The sequence below is a fragment of the Rhodobacter sp. NSM genome, assembly GCF_052244495.1.
Classification (GTDB): Bacteria; Pseudomonadota; Alphaproteobacteria; order Rhodobacterales; family Rhodobacteraceae; genus Cereibacter_A.
This window is the reverse complement of record NZ_JBQPXH010000001.1, coordinates 906,358-922,211: the sequence shown is the minus strand read 5'-3', so window position 1 is coordinate 922,211 and position 15,854 is coordinate 906,358. Positions and strand designations below refer to the sequence as shown.

General features: G+C 68.2%; 12 protein-coding genes. 9 read left to right on the top strand and 3 right to left on the bottom strand.

The window, feature by feature from the left end; genetic code table 11:
* The first annotated feature begins 27 nt into the window (after positions 1-27).
* The gene (locus ACTVZP_RS04325) at positions 28-2,400 is read left to right on the top strand and encodes a xanthine dehydrogenase family protein molybdopterin-binding subunit (RefSeq protein ID WP_443210855.1); all 2,373 of its coding nucleotides are present in this window, start codon (positions 28-30) and stop codon (positions 2,398-2,400) included.
* 10 nt (positions 2,401-2,410) lie between these two features.
* Positions 2,411-3,196: an FAD binding domain-containing protein gene (locus ACTVZP_RS04320; RefSeq protein ID WP_443210854.1), complete on the top strand. Its 786-nt coding sequence runs from the start codon at positions 2,411-2,413 to the stop codon at positions 3,194-3,196.
* 147 nt (positions 3,197-3,343) lie between these two features.
* On the opposite strand, the gene ACTVZP_RS04315 is transcribed toward ACTVZP_RS04320, so the two are convergent.
* A complete protein-coding gene (locus tag ACTVZP_RS04315) occupies positions 3,344-4,297 on the bottom strand; it encodes a glucokinase (protein WP_443210853.1) in 954 nt (317 codons plus the stop codon).
* A 17-nt stretch (positions 4,298-4,314) separates the two neighbouring features.
* On the bottom strand, positions 4,315-5,637 hold the full coding sequence (locus ACTVZP_RS04310; RefSeq protein ID WP_443210852.1) for a GH1 family beta-glucosidase: 1,323 nt from the start codon (positions 5,635-5,637) through the stop codon (positions 4,315-4,317).
* A gap of 340 nt (positions 5,638-5,977) precedes the next feature.
* Between ACTVZP_RS04310 and ACTVZP_RS04305 the strand changes: the two genes are divergently transcribed.
* From ACTVZP_RS04305 to guaB, 6 genes are all read left to right on the top strand, one after another.
* Entirely contained in the window at positions 5,978-7,330 is a 1,353-nt protein-coding gene (locus ACTVZP_RS04305; RefSeq protein ID WP_443210851.1) for an ABC transporter substrate-binding protein, read from the top strand.
* A 148-nt stretch (positions 7,331-7,478) separates the two neighbouring features.
* The gene (locus ACTVZP_RS04300; protein ID WP_443210850.1) at positions 7,479-8,471 is read left to right on the top strand and encodes a carbohydrate ABC transporter permease; all 993 of its coding nucleotides are present in this window, start codon (positions 7,479-7,481) and stop codon (positions 8,469-8,471) included.
* Complete coding sequence (locus tag ACTVZP_RS04295) at positions 8,471-9,592, top strand: carbohydrate ABC transporter permease (RefSeq protein ID WP_443210849.1); 1,122 nt, start codon at positions 8,471-8,473, stop codon at positions 9,590-9,592. Before ACTVZP_RS04300 ends, ACTVZP_RS04295 begins: the two co-directional genes overlap by 1 nt.
* Before the next feature lie 34 nt (positions 9,593-9,626).
* Positions 9,627-10,745: an ABC transporter ATP-binding protein gene (locus ACTVZP_RS04290; RefSeq protein WP_443210848.1), complete on the top strand. Its 1,119-nt coding sequence runs from the start codon at positions 9,627-9,629 to the stop codon at positions 10,743-10,745.
* A 511-nt stretch (positions 10,746-11,256) separates the two neighbouring features.
* On the top strand, positions 11,257-12,231 hold the full coding sequence (locus ACTVZP_RS04285; RefSeq protein WP_443210847.1) for an SLAC1 family transporter: 975 nt from the start codon (positions 11,257-11,259) through the stop codon (positions 12,229-12,231).
* Positions 12,232-12,448: 217 nt separating this feature from the next.
* A complete protein-coding gene (gene guaB, locus ACTVZP_RS04280) occupies positions 12,449-13,897 on the top strand; it encodes an IMP dehydrogenase (RefSeq protein WP_443210846.1) in 1,449 nt (482 codons plus the stop codon).
* Positions 13,898-14,022: 125 nt separating this feature from the next.
* On the opposite strand, the gene ACTVZP_RS04275 is transcribed toward guaB, so the two are convergent.
* Complete coding sequence (locus ACTVZP_RS04275) at positions 14,023-14,592, bottom strand: TetR/AcrR family transcriptional regulator (RefSeq protein WP_443210845.1); 570 nt, start codon at positions 14,590-14,592, stop codon at positions 14,023-14,025.
* Positions 14,593-14,738: 146 nt separating this feature from the next.
* Between ACTVZP_RS04275 and ACTVZP_RS04270 the strand changes: the two genes are divergently transcribed.
* Positions 14,739-15,848 (top strand): efflux RND transporter periplasmic adaptor subunit, encoded by a 1,110-nt coding sequence (locus ACTVZP_RS04270; RefSeq protein ID WP_443210844.1) that lies wholly within the window; start codon positions 14,739-14,741, stop codon positions 15,846-15,848.
* Positions 15,849-15,854 lie beyond the last annotated feature (6 nt).

Sequence of the window (15,854 nt, the reverse complement as noted above, 5' to 3'; positions counted from 1 at the left end):
CGGGCCAGCAAGAAAGGGAGGAGTTTCATGCCGAAGGACGGAGGCATCGGCGCCAGCACGCTGCGCCGCGAGGACATCCGGTTCCTGACCGGAAAGGGTCGCTACACCGCCGACATCAGCCTGCGCGGACAGGCCCACGCCTGCTTCCTGCGCTCGGAAGTGGCGCATGGCCGCATCCGCTCGATCGACACCAGCGCCGCCGAGGAGATGCCCGGCGTGCTCGCGGTGCTGACGGGCGACGATTTTACTGAGGTGGGCGGCAACCCGACCGGCTGGCTGGTCCAGAGTCGGAACGGCGCCACGATGAAGGAGCCGAAGCGCCCGGTGCTGGCGCATGGCAAGGTCCGCCATGTGGGCGATGCCTATGCGATGGTGGTGGCCGAGACCTACGAGCAGGCCAAGGACGCCTGCGAGGCCATCGAGGCCGATATCGAGGAACTGCCCGCCATCGTCGACATGGCGCAGGCGGTGGCCGACAGCTCGAACCGCGTCCATGACGAGATCGAGGACAATGTGGTCTTCGACTGGGGCTGGATCGAGGAGAACCGCGCCGCCGTCGATGCGGCCTTCGAGACCGCGCCGCATGTCACGACGCTGGAACTCGTGAACAACCGCCTCTCGCCCAATGCGATGGAGCCGCGCGCCTCGATCGGGGATTTCGATAGCGGGACGGGCGACTACAAGCTCTATACCACCTCACAGAACCCGCATCTGACGCGGCTGCTGATCTCGGCCTTCGTCATGGGGATCCCCGAGAACAAGCTGACCGTGATCGCGCCCGACGTGGGCGGCGGCTTCGGCTCGAAGATCTACCACTATGGCGAGGAGGCGGCGGTACTCGCGGCCTCGAAGCGGCTGAATCGCCCGGTGAAATGGGTCTGCGACCGCTCCGAGGCCTTCCTGTCGGACGCGCACGGCCGCGACCATGTGACGAAGATCCAACTGGCATCGGACAAGGAGGGGAACTTCCTCGCGCTTCGGACCGAGACGCTGGCCAACATGGGGGCGTATCTGTCGAACTTCGCCACCTGCACGCCGACCTTCCTGCATGGCACCCTGATGGCGGGCCCCTACAAGACGCCGCTCGTCTATGTGAATGTGAAGGCGGTGCTGACGAACACCGTGCCGGTCGATGCCTATCGCGGCGCGGGCCGGCCCGAGGCGACCTATTCGCTGGAACGGGTGATCGACAAGGCGGCGGACGAACTCGGCATCGACAAGTGGGAGATCCGGCGCAAGAACTTCATCGACCCGGGCGCCTTCCCCTATACGACGCCGGTGGGTCTCGTCTACGACACCGGCAACTATCACGCCACGATGGACAAGCTGCGCGAGCTGTCGGACGTGGCGGGCTTCGAGGCGCGGGCCGAGGAGAGCCGCCAGCGCGGCAAGTGGCGGGGCTTCGGCCTCTCGACCTGGATCGAGGCCTGCGGGATCGCGCCCTCGAACCTCGTGGGGGTGCTCGGCTGCCGGGTGGGTCTTTACGACGCCGCGACCATCCGGGTGAACGCCACCGGCAATATCTCGGTGCTGGTGGGCGCGCATAGCCACGGACAGGGGCACGAGACGGTCTTCGCCCAGCTCATCGCCGAGAAGCTGGGGGTGGACGCGAACTCGGTCGAGATCGTGCACGGCGACACGTCGAAGATCCCGTTCGGGATGGGCACCTACGGCTCGCGCAGCCTTGCGGTCTGCGGCTCGGCCATGATGAAGGCCGCCGACAAGATCATCGACAAGGGCAAGAAGATCGCGGCTCACATGCTGGAAGCGGCCGAAGGCGACATCGAGTTCAATGACGGTTCCTTCTCGGTTGCCGGCACCGACCGGCAGAAGAGTTTCGCCGAGATCGCCTTCTCGGCCTATGTGCCGCACAACTACCCGCTCGAGACGCTGGAGCCCGGGCTCGAGGAGACCGCCTTCTACGATCCGGCGAACTTCACCTATCCCGCCGGCGCCTATGGCTGCGAGGTCGAGGTGGATCCCGAGACGGGCGGCGTGGACATCGTCCGCTTCACCTGCGCCGACGATTTCGGCAACGTCATCAACCCGATGATCGTGCAGGGTCAGGTGCATGGCGGGGTGGCGCAGGGGATCGGGCAGGCGCTGCTGGAAGGCGTGGTCTACAACGAGGACGGCCAGTTGCTGACCGGCTCCTACATGGACTACGCCATGCCGCGGGCGGATGACGTGCCCTCCTTCACGGTGGACCATTCCTGCGTGACGCCCTGCACTCACAATCCGCTGGGTGCCAAGGGCTGCGGCGAGGCGGGGGCCATCGGCACGCCGCCGGCGGTGGTCAATGCCGTGGTCGATGCGCTGCGGCGCGCGGGCCACGATCACGTCACCCATATCGACATGCCGCTGACGCCCTCGCGCGTCTGGACGGCGATGCAGGGCTGAGGAGGGGATCATGCACGACTTCGAACTGGTGAAACCCTCCTCCGTTGCCGAGGCCGTCGCGGCGCTGGCTGCCGAGGGCGCGCAGGCGCTTTCGGGCGGCCAGACGCTGCTGCCGTCGATGAAGCAGCGGCTGGCGGCGCCCGACACGCTGGTCAGCCTGACTGACATCGCCGAGATGAAGGGCGTCTGTCGCAGCGATGCGGGTCTGGCCATCGGCGGCGGGACCTGTCACGCGACGGTGGCGAAGGAGGCGAAGGCGCACTACCCGGCGCTCGCCTGGCTTGCCGGCGAGATCGGCGATCCGGCGGTGCGCGCCCGCGGCACCATCGGCGGAAGCGTCGCCAACGACGATCCCGCGGCCTGCTATCCGGCGGCGGTGCTGGCCTCGAATGCGACCATCGTGACCGACCGGCGCGAGATCCAGGCGGACGATTTCTTTCAGGGCCTCTTCACCACGGCGCTGGAGGAGGGCGAGATAATAACCACGATCCACTTCCCGATCCCCGAGAAAGCCGCCTACATGAAGTTCGCGCAGCCTGCCTCGCGCTTCGCCCTTGTGGGGGTGTTCGTGGCGAAGTTCGCGGACGGGGTGCGGGTGGCCGTCACCGGCGCGGGCGAGGACGGCGTGTTCCGCTGGACCGAGGCGGAGGAGGCCCTCTCGCGGGACTTCCGACCGGAGGCGCTGGAGGGCCTGTCGCTGTCGCCCGACGGCATGCTCGGGGACATGCATGGCACGCCCGCCTATCGCGCGCACCTCGTCAAGGTGCTGACCGGAAGGGCGGTCGCCGACGCCTGACCCGGAGCGGACGGACGCTGCGGGGGCGTTCCCGGCCAGCGGAAGATGGCTGGCCGGAGCCGGGGGCTGTCTGCCCCCGGACCCCCGAGGATATTTTCACGGAGTGAAAGGCTGCTGTGAAGCCCGACGTGCTTCTCGGCCGCGACTTCAGTTCGTGGCGAGGAAGGCGGCGCATCCGGTGAGCGCGGCGTAGTCATCCTCGACGATGCAGACCGGGAAAGCGTCCATGAAGCCCGAGAAGCGGCCCTTGTCGCGGAAGTTCTCGGTGAAGCCCATCGGTCCCAGATGCTCGGAGAAGGCGCGCGCGACGCCGCCGCAGAGGAAGATGCCGCCGAAGGGCAGGTGGATCAGAGCGAGGTTGCCCGCCTCGGCTCCGAGAAGGCGGGCGAACAGGGCGGCCGCCTCGCGGGCGGGGCCGGGCTCGGCGATGGCGGCCATGATCTCGGCCGCGGTCTTGCGGTCCTCAAGTCCGGCCTCTCTGGCCACGAAAGCGTAGAGACGCTCGAGCCCGCGGCCCGAGAGGACGTCCTCGACGCCCGCAAAGCCGTGGACGGTCTGCACGAATTCCGCAAGCCGCAGGTCGCGTGCTGTCCGCACAGGCATGCCCGCATGGCCGCATTCGGAAGCGGCCACGACCCGGACGCCGGGCATGTCGTGGACGGGGGCCGCGTTGAAGCCGGTGCCGACGCCGATCACCAGCATCGGTCCCGACCGCCGCTCGACCGGCGCCGGGACGAGCGTGCGCAGGTTCGCCGGATCGATGTGGCCAAGCGCATGGCCCTGCGCCTGCAGGTCGTTCAGCACTGCGACACGGGCGGCGCCTGTTGCGCCCTGCAGTTCGGTGCCATCAACGGTCCAGGCAAGGTTGGTCAGCGTCGCTACTCCGTCGCGCACGGGGCCTGCGGCGGCCACGCAGGCGCCGTCGATCTCGGGACTGCCTGCGGCGGCGAGGAAATCCCGCAGAACCGGAGCGAGCGCCGGATACTCTGCGTTGCGGAAGCGCCGCGTCGACGCCGTCATCAGGCGGGATCCCTGCGCGAGCGCCACGCGGGTGTTCGTGCCGCCGATGTCGGCAACGAGGCAGAGGGGGGCGTCGGCCATGGCGTCCTCCGGCAGGGCTATCGCGCGAGGGCGCGGGCCAGGGCGTGATAGGATGCTTTCGGGGTGCGCTGCAAGTTCTGGAAGTCGACATGCACGATGCCGAAGCGCTTCTCGTAGCCGAATGACCATTCGTAATTGTCGAGCAGGGACCAGACGAAGTAGCCCGCCACGGGCACGCCCTCGGCCCTTGCCCTCAGGACGGCCGCGACGTGATCCTCGAGGAACGCGATCCGTGCCCGGTCGTCGACCTTGCCCGACCGGATCGCGTCGGCCGAGGCCATGCCGTTCTCGGTCACGACGAGCGGCAGGCCGCGCGTGTAGCCTTCGTGGACGCGGAGCAGAATGGCGCTCAGGCCGTCGGGGTAGATTTCCCAGCCCATCTGCGTGCGCGCAAGCGGCCCCTCAATCTCGCGCAGGCCGGGCCAGGGTCCGGGCTCCGCGCAGACGAGCTTGCGCGTGTAGTAGTTGAGACCGAACCAGTCGAGCGGCCTGCCGATGTGGTCCATGTCCTTCTCCCATCCGACGGGCAGATGGGGCTCGAGCCCTTCCAGCGCCTCGGCCGGATACTGGCGGTTGAAGAGCGCGGAGACGAACCAGCGATTGATGATCGCGTCGTGCCGGCGGGCGGCGGCGGCCGAGGCTTCGCTGTCGTCGGCAGGGGCGACGTGCTCGAAGTTGCAGACGGCGCCGAGGTTGCCCATGCCGAGCGCGCGCATCGCCTCGACTGCCGATCCGTGAGCCAGCAGGACATGGTGCATCGCCCTCGCGGCGGCGCGGATATCGCGCAGACCCGGCGCATGGTGACCGAGGAAGTGCGAGAGCCAGGCCACGCACCACGGCTCGTTGAGGGGCGCGGCAGACCAGATGCGGTCGCCGATCCGCCGCAGCAGCACCTCGGCATAATCCGCGAACCAGCCCGCGATGTCCCGGTTGCGCCAGCCACCAAGATCCTGCAGCGCCGACGGCAGCTCCCAGTGGTATAGGGTCAAGGCGGGATTCAAGCCGCGCGCGAGCATGCCGTCGACCAGACGGTCGTAGAAGTCGAGGCCCTCGGCATTCACCCCGCCGCGTCCTTCGGGCATCACCCGTGCCCAGGAGGCCGAGAAGCGGTAACTGTCGAACCCGCCATCCCGGACGAGATCGAGATCCTCCTCCCAGCGGGTGTAGTGCTCGCAGGCGCGGCCGCCGTGCTCGGCCCGGACGACATTCCCGGGGACCGAGGCGAAATCGTCCCAGTGGGTGCGGCCCGCGCCACCGAAACCGTGGCCCTCGATCTGATAGGCGGAGGTGGCCACCCCGAAGAGGAAGTCTTCGGGGAAGTCGGCGCGGGAAAATGCCATGGGATGCTCCGTGAGGGTGTTGACAGGCGAGGGACGGCCGGGCTCTGCCGGGCGTCGGCACGGCCGCGTGGGCCCGGGCAGAGACCTCCGCTCGTGCCGGGGATGCGGCAGCGGGCGGAGCCTGCACCGGCGATGGCCGGGCAGGTTGGCAACGGCGCAGGCGCGCGGCCAGTTCCTTTGTCACGGGGGAACCGGTGCGCGCCGGACCGCGTTGCGACCACGGGCAACGGGTATCTGTCGCGCGCGGTTCAGCTTTCCTGCCACGGGAGGGGCCGGCGAGCACGTGCGGAGCCGCGTGACGGTGGTGCCATGCCCCTGTGCGTTCCAGTGGGAGGAAGCAATGATAGCGAAGGTTCCCGCGGTTGCGGCCGCGCTTGCACTCGCGTCCGGCCCACTGGCGGGGCAGGAGCTGAAATTCCCACCCGGCGAGGACTCCCGGTTCCACTGGGACAGCTTCGAGGCCTTGAAGTCCCAGGACCTGTCCGGCCAGCGACTGACCCTGCTCGGGCCCTGGCTCGGGCCTGACAAGGCCCTGTTCGACTCCGTCATCGCCTATTTCGAAGCGGCGACAGGCGCCGACGTCACCTATAACGGCTCGGACAACTTCGAGCAGCAGATCGTGATCGATGCCGGCGCGGGCTCGCCCCCGGACATCGCGGTCTTTCCCCAGCCGGGCCTTGCACGCGACCTCGCCTCGAAAGGCCAGCTTGCGCCGCTCGATCCCGCGCTCGGCGACTGGCTGCGCGAGAACTACGCCGCGGGCGAGAGCTGGGTGAGCCTCGGCACCTTCGAGGGGCGCGACGAGGAGGAGGCGCTCTACGGCTTCTTCTACAAGATCGATGTCAAGTCGCTGGTCTGGTATGTGCCCCAGAACTTTGCGGATTTTGGCTACGAGATCCCGCAGAGCATGGAAGAGCTCCATGCGCTCACGCGCCGGATGGTCGAGGACGGCGTGACGCCGTGGTGCATCGGGCTCGCCTCGGGCGGCGCCACGGGCTGGCCCGCGACCGACTGGGTCGAGGACATGATGCTCCGCATCAACCCGCCCGAAGTCTACGACCAGTGGACCTCGAACGAGATCCCCTTCGACGATCCGCAGGTGGTGGCCGCGATCGAGGAATTCGGCCGGTTCGCCCGCACGCCCGAATTCGTCGCCGGCGGACCGAATGCGGTGGCGGCGACCGACTTCCGCGACAGTCCCAAGGGCCTTTTTTCCGCGCCTCCGCAATGCTTCATGCACAAGCAGGCGAGCTTCATCCCGTCGTTCTTTCCGGAAGGCACGGTGATCGGCGAGGACGCGGACTTCTTCTACCTTCCGTCTTATGCCGACCGAGACCTTGGCCAGCCCGTGCTCGGGGCCGGAACCGTCTTCGGCATCACCCGCGATACGCCGGTGGCGCGCGCCTTCATCGACTTCCTGACGACGCCCATCGCGCATGAGGTCTGGATGGCGCAGACCGGCTTCCTTACCCCCTTCAAGGAGGTCAATACCGAAGTTTACGGCGATCCCACGCTGCGCAAGTTGGGCGATATCCTCCTCAATGCGACGACCTTCCGCTTCGACGGCTCTGACCTGATGCCGGGCGCCGTCGGAGCGGGCGCGTTCTGGACCGGGATGATCGACTACATGGGCGGCGACGGCGCCGAGGCGGTCGCGGCCGACATCCAGCGCACCTGGGACACGTTCAAGTGAGCGGCCCGCTTTACAGGCTGCGGGGGCGGTCATTCGCGGAGGTCCGCCAGACGGTCTTGGACCATTGCCGAGAGCGAGCGGGCCGTTTGGGCGGAAGCGGGGCATCTCGCCGCGTCAGAACGCGCGCCGGCAGTAGGGAGGGAGCACCATGGACCAGCTGATCCTGGCCGTCGGAACCATCATCGTGGGGGTCTTCGGCTGCGTCGCCTATTTCTTTGCCGCGAACCTGATCCTCGACCGGATCTACCCGCCGCGGGGGCCCAATGCCGGGGCCAACATCTCGCGGGCGAGCGCCATCCGCCCCTGGCTCTTCCTGCTGCCGGCGATCCTCCTCCTCGGGATCTACCTCGTCTATCCCGTCTTCGTCTCGATCTGGCTTTCGCTGCGGGACGCGAGCGGCGAGAGCTTCGTCGGCCTCGACAACTACCAGTGGCTGGTGAACGACACGAAGTTCCGGGAGTCCATCCGCAACAACTTCCTGTGGCTCCTCGTCGTGCCGGCGGCCTCGACCTTCTTCGGGCTGGTCGCCGCGGCGCTGACCGACCGGATCGCCTGGGGCAATTTCGCCAAGGCCCTGATCTTCATGCCCATGGCGATCTCCTTCGTCGGCGCCTCGGTGATCTGGAAGTTCATCTACGACTACCGCGGCGAGGGCCGGGACGAGATCGGCCTGCTGAACGCCATCGTGGAGGCTCTGGGGGGCACCGAGCAGACCTGGCTCGCCATTCCCTTCTGGAACAACTTCTTCCTGATGGCGGTGCTGATCTGGATCCAGACCGGCTTCGCCATGGTCATCCTGTCGGCGGCACTGCGCGGCATCCCCGAGGAGACGGTCGAGGCCGCGATCATCGACGGAGCCTCGCCCCTGCAGATCTTCATGAAGATCAAGGTCCCCCAGATCTGGGGCACGATCGCGGTGGTCTGGACCACGATCACCATCCTCGTGCTTAAGGTCTTCGACATCGTGCTGGCGATGACGAACGGACAATGGGGCACGCAGGTGCTGGCGAACCTGATGTTCGACTGGATGTTCCGGGGCAACGACTCCGGGCGGGCCTCGGCCGTGGCGCTGGTGATCATGGTCCTCGTGACGCCGATCATGATCTGGAACATCTCGAATGCCCGGAAGGAGACGCGCTGATGGACAACATCGCCGGCACCCGGTCGAGCCTCGTCTGGGCGGTCCACATCGCCGTTGTGGCGCTGGTCCTGCTCTGGACCATCCCGACGGTGGGTCTTCTGGTCTCCTCCTTCCGCGACCGCGACCAGATCGCCTCGTCAGGCTGGTGGGACTCGCTGTTCCCGGCCGAGCAGAGACAGGTCGTCCGCCTCGCGGGCCTGGACGAGCAGCGGCAGGAGGGCGACCTCTGGGTGGTCGAGGGCGACCTGACCGAGGAGGGCACCCTGAACCGCTTCGGCACCTCGGCGCGCGAGCCCTTCGCCTATGCCGCCGGCGAGACGGGCGAGCTTGCGAACGGCGGCAGCGTCACGGTCGAGGCGGACGGCAGCTACCGGGCCGAGGCGCCCGAGCCCTTCGGGGATCGCGGCCCGCGGCTCTTCGTGGCGGTGGATACGGCCCCGCGCTTCACGACCGACAACTACGACCGCGTGCTCTTCGCCGAGGGCATCGGGCGGGCGTTCCTCAACACGATGACGGTGACGATCCCCGCGACGGTGATCCCGATCCTCGTCGCGGCCTTCGCGGCCTATGCCCTGGCCTGGATGGAGTTTCCGGGCCGCGCGCTCCTGATCGCGGCGGTCGTGGGGCTTCTGGTCGTGCCCCTGCAGCTTGCGCTGATCCCGCTTCTGCAGCTTCACAACGCGGTGGGGATCGGCAAGGACTACCTCGGGATCTGGCTCGCCCATTCGGCCTTCGGCCTGCCGCTCGCGATCTACCTCCTGCGGAACTACATGGTGGGCCTGCCGCGCGAGATCATCGAGAGTGCCCGCGTGGATGGCGCCACGGATTTCCAGATCTTCATCCGGATCATCCTGCCGCTGTCGTTCCCCGCGCTGGCAAGCTTCGCGATCTTCCAGTTCCTCTGGACCTGGAACGACCTGCTGGTCGCCACCGTCTTCCTGTCGAACACGCCCGAGCAACTGGTGATGACCGGCGTGCTGCGCGAGCTGCTCGGCTCTCGCGGGGGAGACTGGGAGATCCTCGCGGCCTCGGCCTTCGTCTCGATCGCCGTGCCGATTGCCGTGTTCTTCGCGATGCAGCGCTACCTCGTGCGCGGCCTGCTGGCGGGATCGGTGAAGTGAGCGCGCACAGGGTGCAGAAGGGAGGAGAGGGATCATGGCCGATCTGAAGCTGACCGGTGTCGAGAAGGCCTATGGCGATGTCCGGGTGCTGCGGGACATCAACCTGACGATCGAGAAGGGCGAGCTGATCGTCTTCGTCGGCCCCTCCGGCTGCGGCAAGTCCACGCTTCTGCGGATGATCGCCGGGCTCGAGCGGATCACGGGGGGTATGCTCGAGATCGACGGGCGGGTGGTCAACGACGTGCCGCCGGCCCAGCGCGGCATCGCCATGGTGTTCCAGAGCTACGCGCTCTACCCGCACATGACGGTCCGCCAGAACATGGAGTTCGCGCTGAAGATCGCCGGCAAGACGAAGGCCGAGATCGCGCAGGCGGTCGAGGATGCCGCGCGCATCCTGCAGCTCACCCCCTATCTCGACCGTCTGCCGCGTGCGCTCTCGGGCGGGCAGCGCCAGCGGGTCGCCATCGGCCGCGCCATCGTGCGCGACCCGAAGGTCTATCTCTTCGACGAGCCGCTCTCGAACCTCGACGCGGCGCTCCGGGTGGCGACGCGGATCGAGATCGCGCAACTGAAGGAGAAGATGCCGGACCGCACGATGATCTACGTCACCCACGATCAGGTCGAGGCGATGACGCTTGCCTCGCGCATCGTCGTGCTCGAGGGCGGCGGGATCAGCCAGGTGGGCACCCCGCTCGAACTCTACACGCGGCCGCAGAATGCCTTCGTCGCCCAGTTCATCGGCTCGCCCTCGATGAACCTGCTGCCGGGCGAGATTGTCGAGACCGGGGCGGAGACGGTCGTCCGGCTCGATGCGGGTGGTGTCGCGCGCGCCGCGATCGAGACCGGCCCGGAGGACCGGGGCCTGTCCGTGACGCTCGGCGTCCGGCCCGAGGATCTCGTCGAGACCGATGGTCCCGCGCTCTACGAGGGCGAGGTGGATATCACCGAGGCGCTCGGCGAGGTGACCCTGCTCTACTTCGTTCCCAAAGACGGCGAGGGGCAGGTCGTGGCAAAGCTGCCCGGCATCCACGGCGATCTCAGGCACCGCGAGGTGCGTCTGGGGGCGGATCCGCGCAAGGTGCATCTCTTCCATGACGGCATTTCGCTGCTCTACCGCGGACGCGCAAGGCTGTCGGCGGAGGAGACCGTCTGACGCCGGGTCGAGATCCCCCGGGTCGTTGCCCGTCCCGCGATTCACTCGAGGAGATGTCGGGGGCCCAGCCCTGGCCATCGGGCACGGGCAATCTTCAATGGCTTCGCACCATGGGACACGGGCAGCCCGCGCCTTCCGTGGCCATTGCGAACAGGTGCAGAGTGAAACGAGCGCCAGGACGATGGCTGCGAGGCCGACCCCGGTGACGCGGAGGCTCTCCTTCTTCTTCGGACATGGTGTCCTCCCGCTGCTGACAGGGGGCAACGGAGCCCTGCGGTGAGTGTTTCACCTCTCCCACTGCATGCGGTCCCGGATGCCGGCCGTCGTCGGGCCAAGGCTGCGTGTCCTTCGCTTGCGCTTCAGGAATGCGCCATGGGGCGGTGAAGGGCGGCAGCTTCCCGCTGCGCCATGCGGGCGGACGCCGCAACGGCACGAGGACAGCCGATTGTTTCCTGCCGGCCGGGCTTCTATCTTCCAGTCCACCCGCCGCCTGCCGCCAAGGAACACCGCCATGTCCCGTCCTCCGGTCTTTCCGCCGCCCCAGTTCCCGCCACGGCGGTCCAGACCCTTCCAGCGGACGCCTCCCGCCATCTTCCCTCCGATTCTCGGGCTACTCGGGCTGGGTCTCGGCCTGCGGGCGGCAGGCGACATCTGGGGGCTCGATACCGGCGTGGGCGAGGCCGTGCTTGGCGCCGTGACCGGTCTCGGGGCCTTCGCGGTGGCGGCCTACGCGGCCAAGGTGGTCCAGCGGCCGAAGGTCGTGATCGAGGACCTGCGCGTCCTGCCGGGCCGGGCCGGGCTCGCCGCGCTGGTCCTCGGGCTGCTCGTTCTGGCCGCCGTGCTCCTGCCCTACAGCCTCGCCGCGGCGCGGGTGGTGCTGGTGGCCGGGCTGGGCCTGCAGGCCTTGCTTGCCCTGACCGTGGGTACGCTTTTCCTGACCGGACCGAAGGAGGGCCGGGCGGTGACGCCGGTCTGGCATCTCCACTTCGTGGGCTTCATCATCGGCGGCCTGACGGCCGCGCCGGTGGGCTGGCCGGGGCTCGGTCTCGCGATCCTGGCGTTCTGCGCGCCCGTGGCGGCGGCCATCTGGCTCGGCTCTCTCCTCCAGTTCGTCCGGCGCGTGCCGCCCGCGCCGCTGCGCCCGCTGCTCGCCATCCACCTCGCGCCTGCGGCGCTGCTGGGTCTGGTTTCGCTGAACCAGGGCATGCCGATGGTCGCGACGGCCTGCGGGGCAGTCGGAGGGGTTTTTCTGGTAATCCTCGTCGCCTCCGGCCGCTGGTTGCTGGCCTCCGGCTTCAGCCCGCTCTGGGGCGCGCTGACCTTTCCGCTCGCCGCCTATGCGGGGCTGCTGCTGAACCTGTGGCCGATCGCAGGCGGGGTGCTTCTGGTCGCGGCGGTGCTGGCCATTCCGCCCATCGCGGTCAGGATCCTGCAGGACTGGGCGAAGGGAAACCTCGCCGTCCGCACCAACGCGGCCGAAGCCTGATCCGCGGGTTCATCCGCGCCAGCCGACCGCCATGCGGGCGTTCCCCTTCGGCGGCGTGACGCCCGGATGGGCTGTCCGCCTGAGGAAATCACGTCCTGCCCGCACCGTTGCCACGGCGGCTCCGCGGCATGCCGGCGGATCGCCGGTTTTCCCCTTGCCTTCCCCGCCAACGCGTGAAACAGGGAACCGCCAAACGATCCCATCCAAGGAATGTCCCATGGAGATTCGCGAGGCTCTCACCTTCGACGACGTCCTTCTCGTTCCCGCGGCCAGCTCTGTGCTGCCGTCGGACGCGGACACCTCGACCTTCGTCACGAAGGCGATCCGCATGAATATCCCGCTGCTGTCCTCGGCCATGGACACGGTGACCGAGGGGCGCATGGCCATCGCCATGGCGCAATCGGGCGGGATCGGCGTGATCCACCGCAACCTCGGCATCGAGGAACAGGCGCGCGAGGTCAGCCGGGTGAAGCGTTTCGAGAGCGGCATCGTCTATGCCCCGATCACGCTGCGCCCCGAGCAGACGCTCGCCGATGCCAAGGCGCTGCAGGAACGCTACAACGTGACGGGCTTCCCGGTGGTCGACGAGAGCGGCCGGGTCGTCGGCATCGTGACCAACCGCGACATGCGCTTCGCCAACGACGACCGCACGCCGGTCAAGGTGATGATGACCTCGGATAACCTCGCCCTCCTGCAGGAGCCAGCGGACCGCGACACGGCGATCAGCCTGATGAAGGCGCGCCGCATCGAGAAGCTTCTGGTGACGGACGGGCAGGGCAAGCTCACGGGCCTTCTCACGCTGAAGGATACCGAGAAATCGGTGCTGAACCCCCATGCCTGCAAGGACGAGCTGGGCCGCCTTCGCGTCGCCGCGGCCTCGACCGTCGGCGACGCCGGCTTCGACCGCAGCCGGGCGCTGATCGAGGCGGGCGTGGATATGGTGGTGATCGACACGGCGCACGGCCACTCCGAAGGCGTGGCGAAGGCGGTGGAGCGGATCAAGGGGTTCTCGAATTCGGTGCAGGTGGTCGCGGGCAACGTCGCCACCGCCGCGGCCACCCGCGCGCTGATCGCGGCCGGCGCCGATGCGGTCAAGGTGGGCATCGGGCCGGGCTCGATCTGCACCACGCGGATCGTGGCGGGCGTGGGCGTGCCGCAGCTGACCGCGATCATGGATTCCGCGCAGGCGGCCGGCGACATCCCGGTGATCGCCGACGGCGGGATCAAGTTCTCGGGCGACTTCGCCAAGGCGATCGCCGCGGGCGCCTCCTGCGCCATGGTCGGCTCGGCCATCGCCGGGACCGACGAGAGCCCGGGTGAGGTCATCCTCTACCAGGGCCGCAGCTTCAAGAGCTATCGCGGCATGGGCTCGCTCGGCGCGATGGCCCGCGGCTCGGCCGACCGCTATTTCCAGAAGGATGCGGCCTCGGACAAGCTGGTGCCGGAAGGAATCGAGGGGCAGGTGCCCTACAAGGGCCCCGCCTCGGCGGTGATCCACCAGATGGTCGGGGGCCTCCGCGCCGCCATGGGCTATACCGGCAACCGCACCGTGGCCGAGATGCGGCAGGGCTGCAGCTTCGTCCGTATCACGGGCGCGGGGCTGAAGGAGAGCCACGTCCACGACGTCCAGATCACCCGGGAGTCGCCGAACTATCGGCTGGGCTGATCGCGGGCCCGAGGAATACGAGCCAGAGGCGGAGGGCAAGGCACCCGTCCGGGAAATCAGGCCCGAGCCGTCCGGATCATGCGGGCCGTGCCGGAGGACGACACCTCCGCCACGGCTCGCCCCGCCTAACGCGCGAAGCGGGCCCTACCCTCGGCCAGCTCGTCCAGCAGGCGGGCCATCAGGCCGAACTGCTCTTCGGCACGTGCGCCGTCCCAGCGCACGGGGTCGATCATCCGGTCGTGGAAGAGTCCTTCGCAGCCATGGAAGGCCAGCATCGCCTCTCGTGGGCAGCGGCCGAACATCCTTCGCACCACGTCGCGCAATTCGAGCAGCGGTGCCATGAAATGCGGATCCTCGGTCAGCGCCGCGAAGATGCCGGAGGAGGGCGCTTCCGTCTGCTTCATGATCTCGCGCACCACTTCGACATAGGTCCTCGCGCCGGCCATCGCCTGGGCCTCACCCCCGTCTTCGGCCCAGCCGGGGCTGCGCCGGTCCATCTCGTCGCGAAATCCGCTGACGTGATCCTGCACGAGGGCGCGCAGCAGGGCGTGCTTGCTCGGGAAGTGGTAGAGGAGGCCGCCTTTCGACAGGCCGGCCGCGGCAGCCACCGCCTCGAGCGACATGCCGGCCGGCCCGACGGTGCGGCTCAGCAACTCTGCCGCCTCGAGCAGTCGCTTGCGGGCATCCCCGCCCATTTTCTTTCGCGGCTTCGGACCTAGCTCAGGCAAACTGCAGCTTCCTTCGCCAATTGACTTGACCGTCCGGACGGTACAGAAAATGGGGCGAGTGTCAACATCAGCCGACGCGACATGCGGTCCCGCGGCAGCCCTTGGAGAGTCGAATGGTCAAGCGCCTCATCATTGCAGTGATCCTGCTTGCCGTGATCGTGGGCGGGATCGTCGGCTTCAACATGTTCCGCGACCAGGCGATCTCGGATTTCTTTGCCAACCGGAAGCCGGCGCCAGTCACTGTATCGACCTCGATCGCCGAGGCGATCACCTGGAAGCCGGGGATCGAGGCCATCGGCACGGCCGTGGCGGCGCAAGGCGTCGATCTTGCCGTCGAGGCAGGCGGCACGGTGCGCGAGATCCTGTTCCAGGCCAACGAGCATGTGGAGGAAGGGCAGAAACTGCTGCAGATTTCCGAGCGCGAGGAACTGGCCGATCTGGCCGCGGCGGAAGCGGCGGCGGAACTGGCCGAAACCGAACTGGAGCGCGCAAGGACGCTGCAGCAGCGCGGCGTGTCTGCAATCAACAATCTGGATACGGCGCAGGCCGAGGCCGCCTCGGCGCGGGCACAGGTCGCCAAGATCCGCGCGATGCTGCAGCAGAAGGAACTGACCGCGCCCTTCGCCGGCGTGATCGGCATTCCGCAGGTGGATGTGGGCGGCTACGTGACCGCCGGAACGGTCTACGCCACGCTTCAGGATCTTGACGCGATGCGGGTGGATTTCGCCCTGCCCGAGCAGCAGATCAGCCTGGTCCAGCCCGGGATGCCCGTGACAGTGGCTTCCGAGGCCGGCAGCTACAGTGCCAGCGGCAAGATCACCGGCGTCGAGCCGAAGGTCGATCCGAACTCGCGCCTCGTGACGGTGCGGGCGGAGGTCGGAAACGAGACCGGCCGCATCTATCCCGGGCAGTTCCTGCGCGTGCGGGTCGAACTGCCCGACGAGGAGAAGGTCATCGCGCTGCCGCAGACGGCGCTGATGTCGAGCCTCTACGGCGATTCCGTCTACGTCGTGCGGGACGCCGAGGAAGAGGGGCAGAAGATCGTCGAGCAGGTCTTCGTGAAGGCCGGGCGGCGGGACGGCGAGATGATCGAGGTCGCTTCGGGTCTCGAACCCGGAGACGAGGTGGTGAACAGCGGGCAGAACCGGCTGTCGGGCGGCGCGCCGGTGGCGGTGGACAACACCGTCCAGCCCGTGGCCCAGGCCCAGCCCGAGTCCGAATGAGGCAGC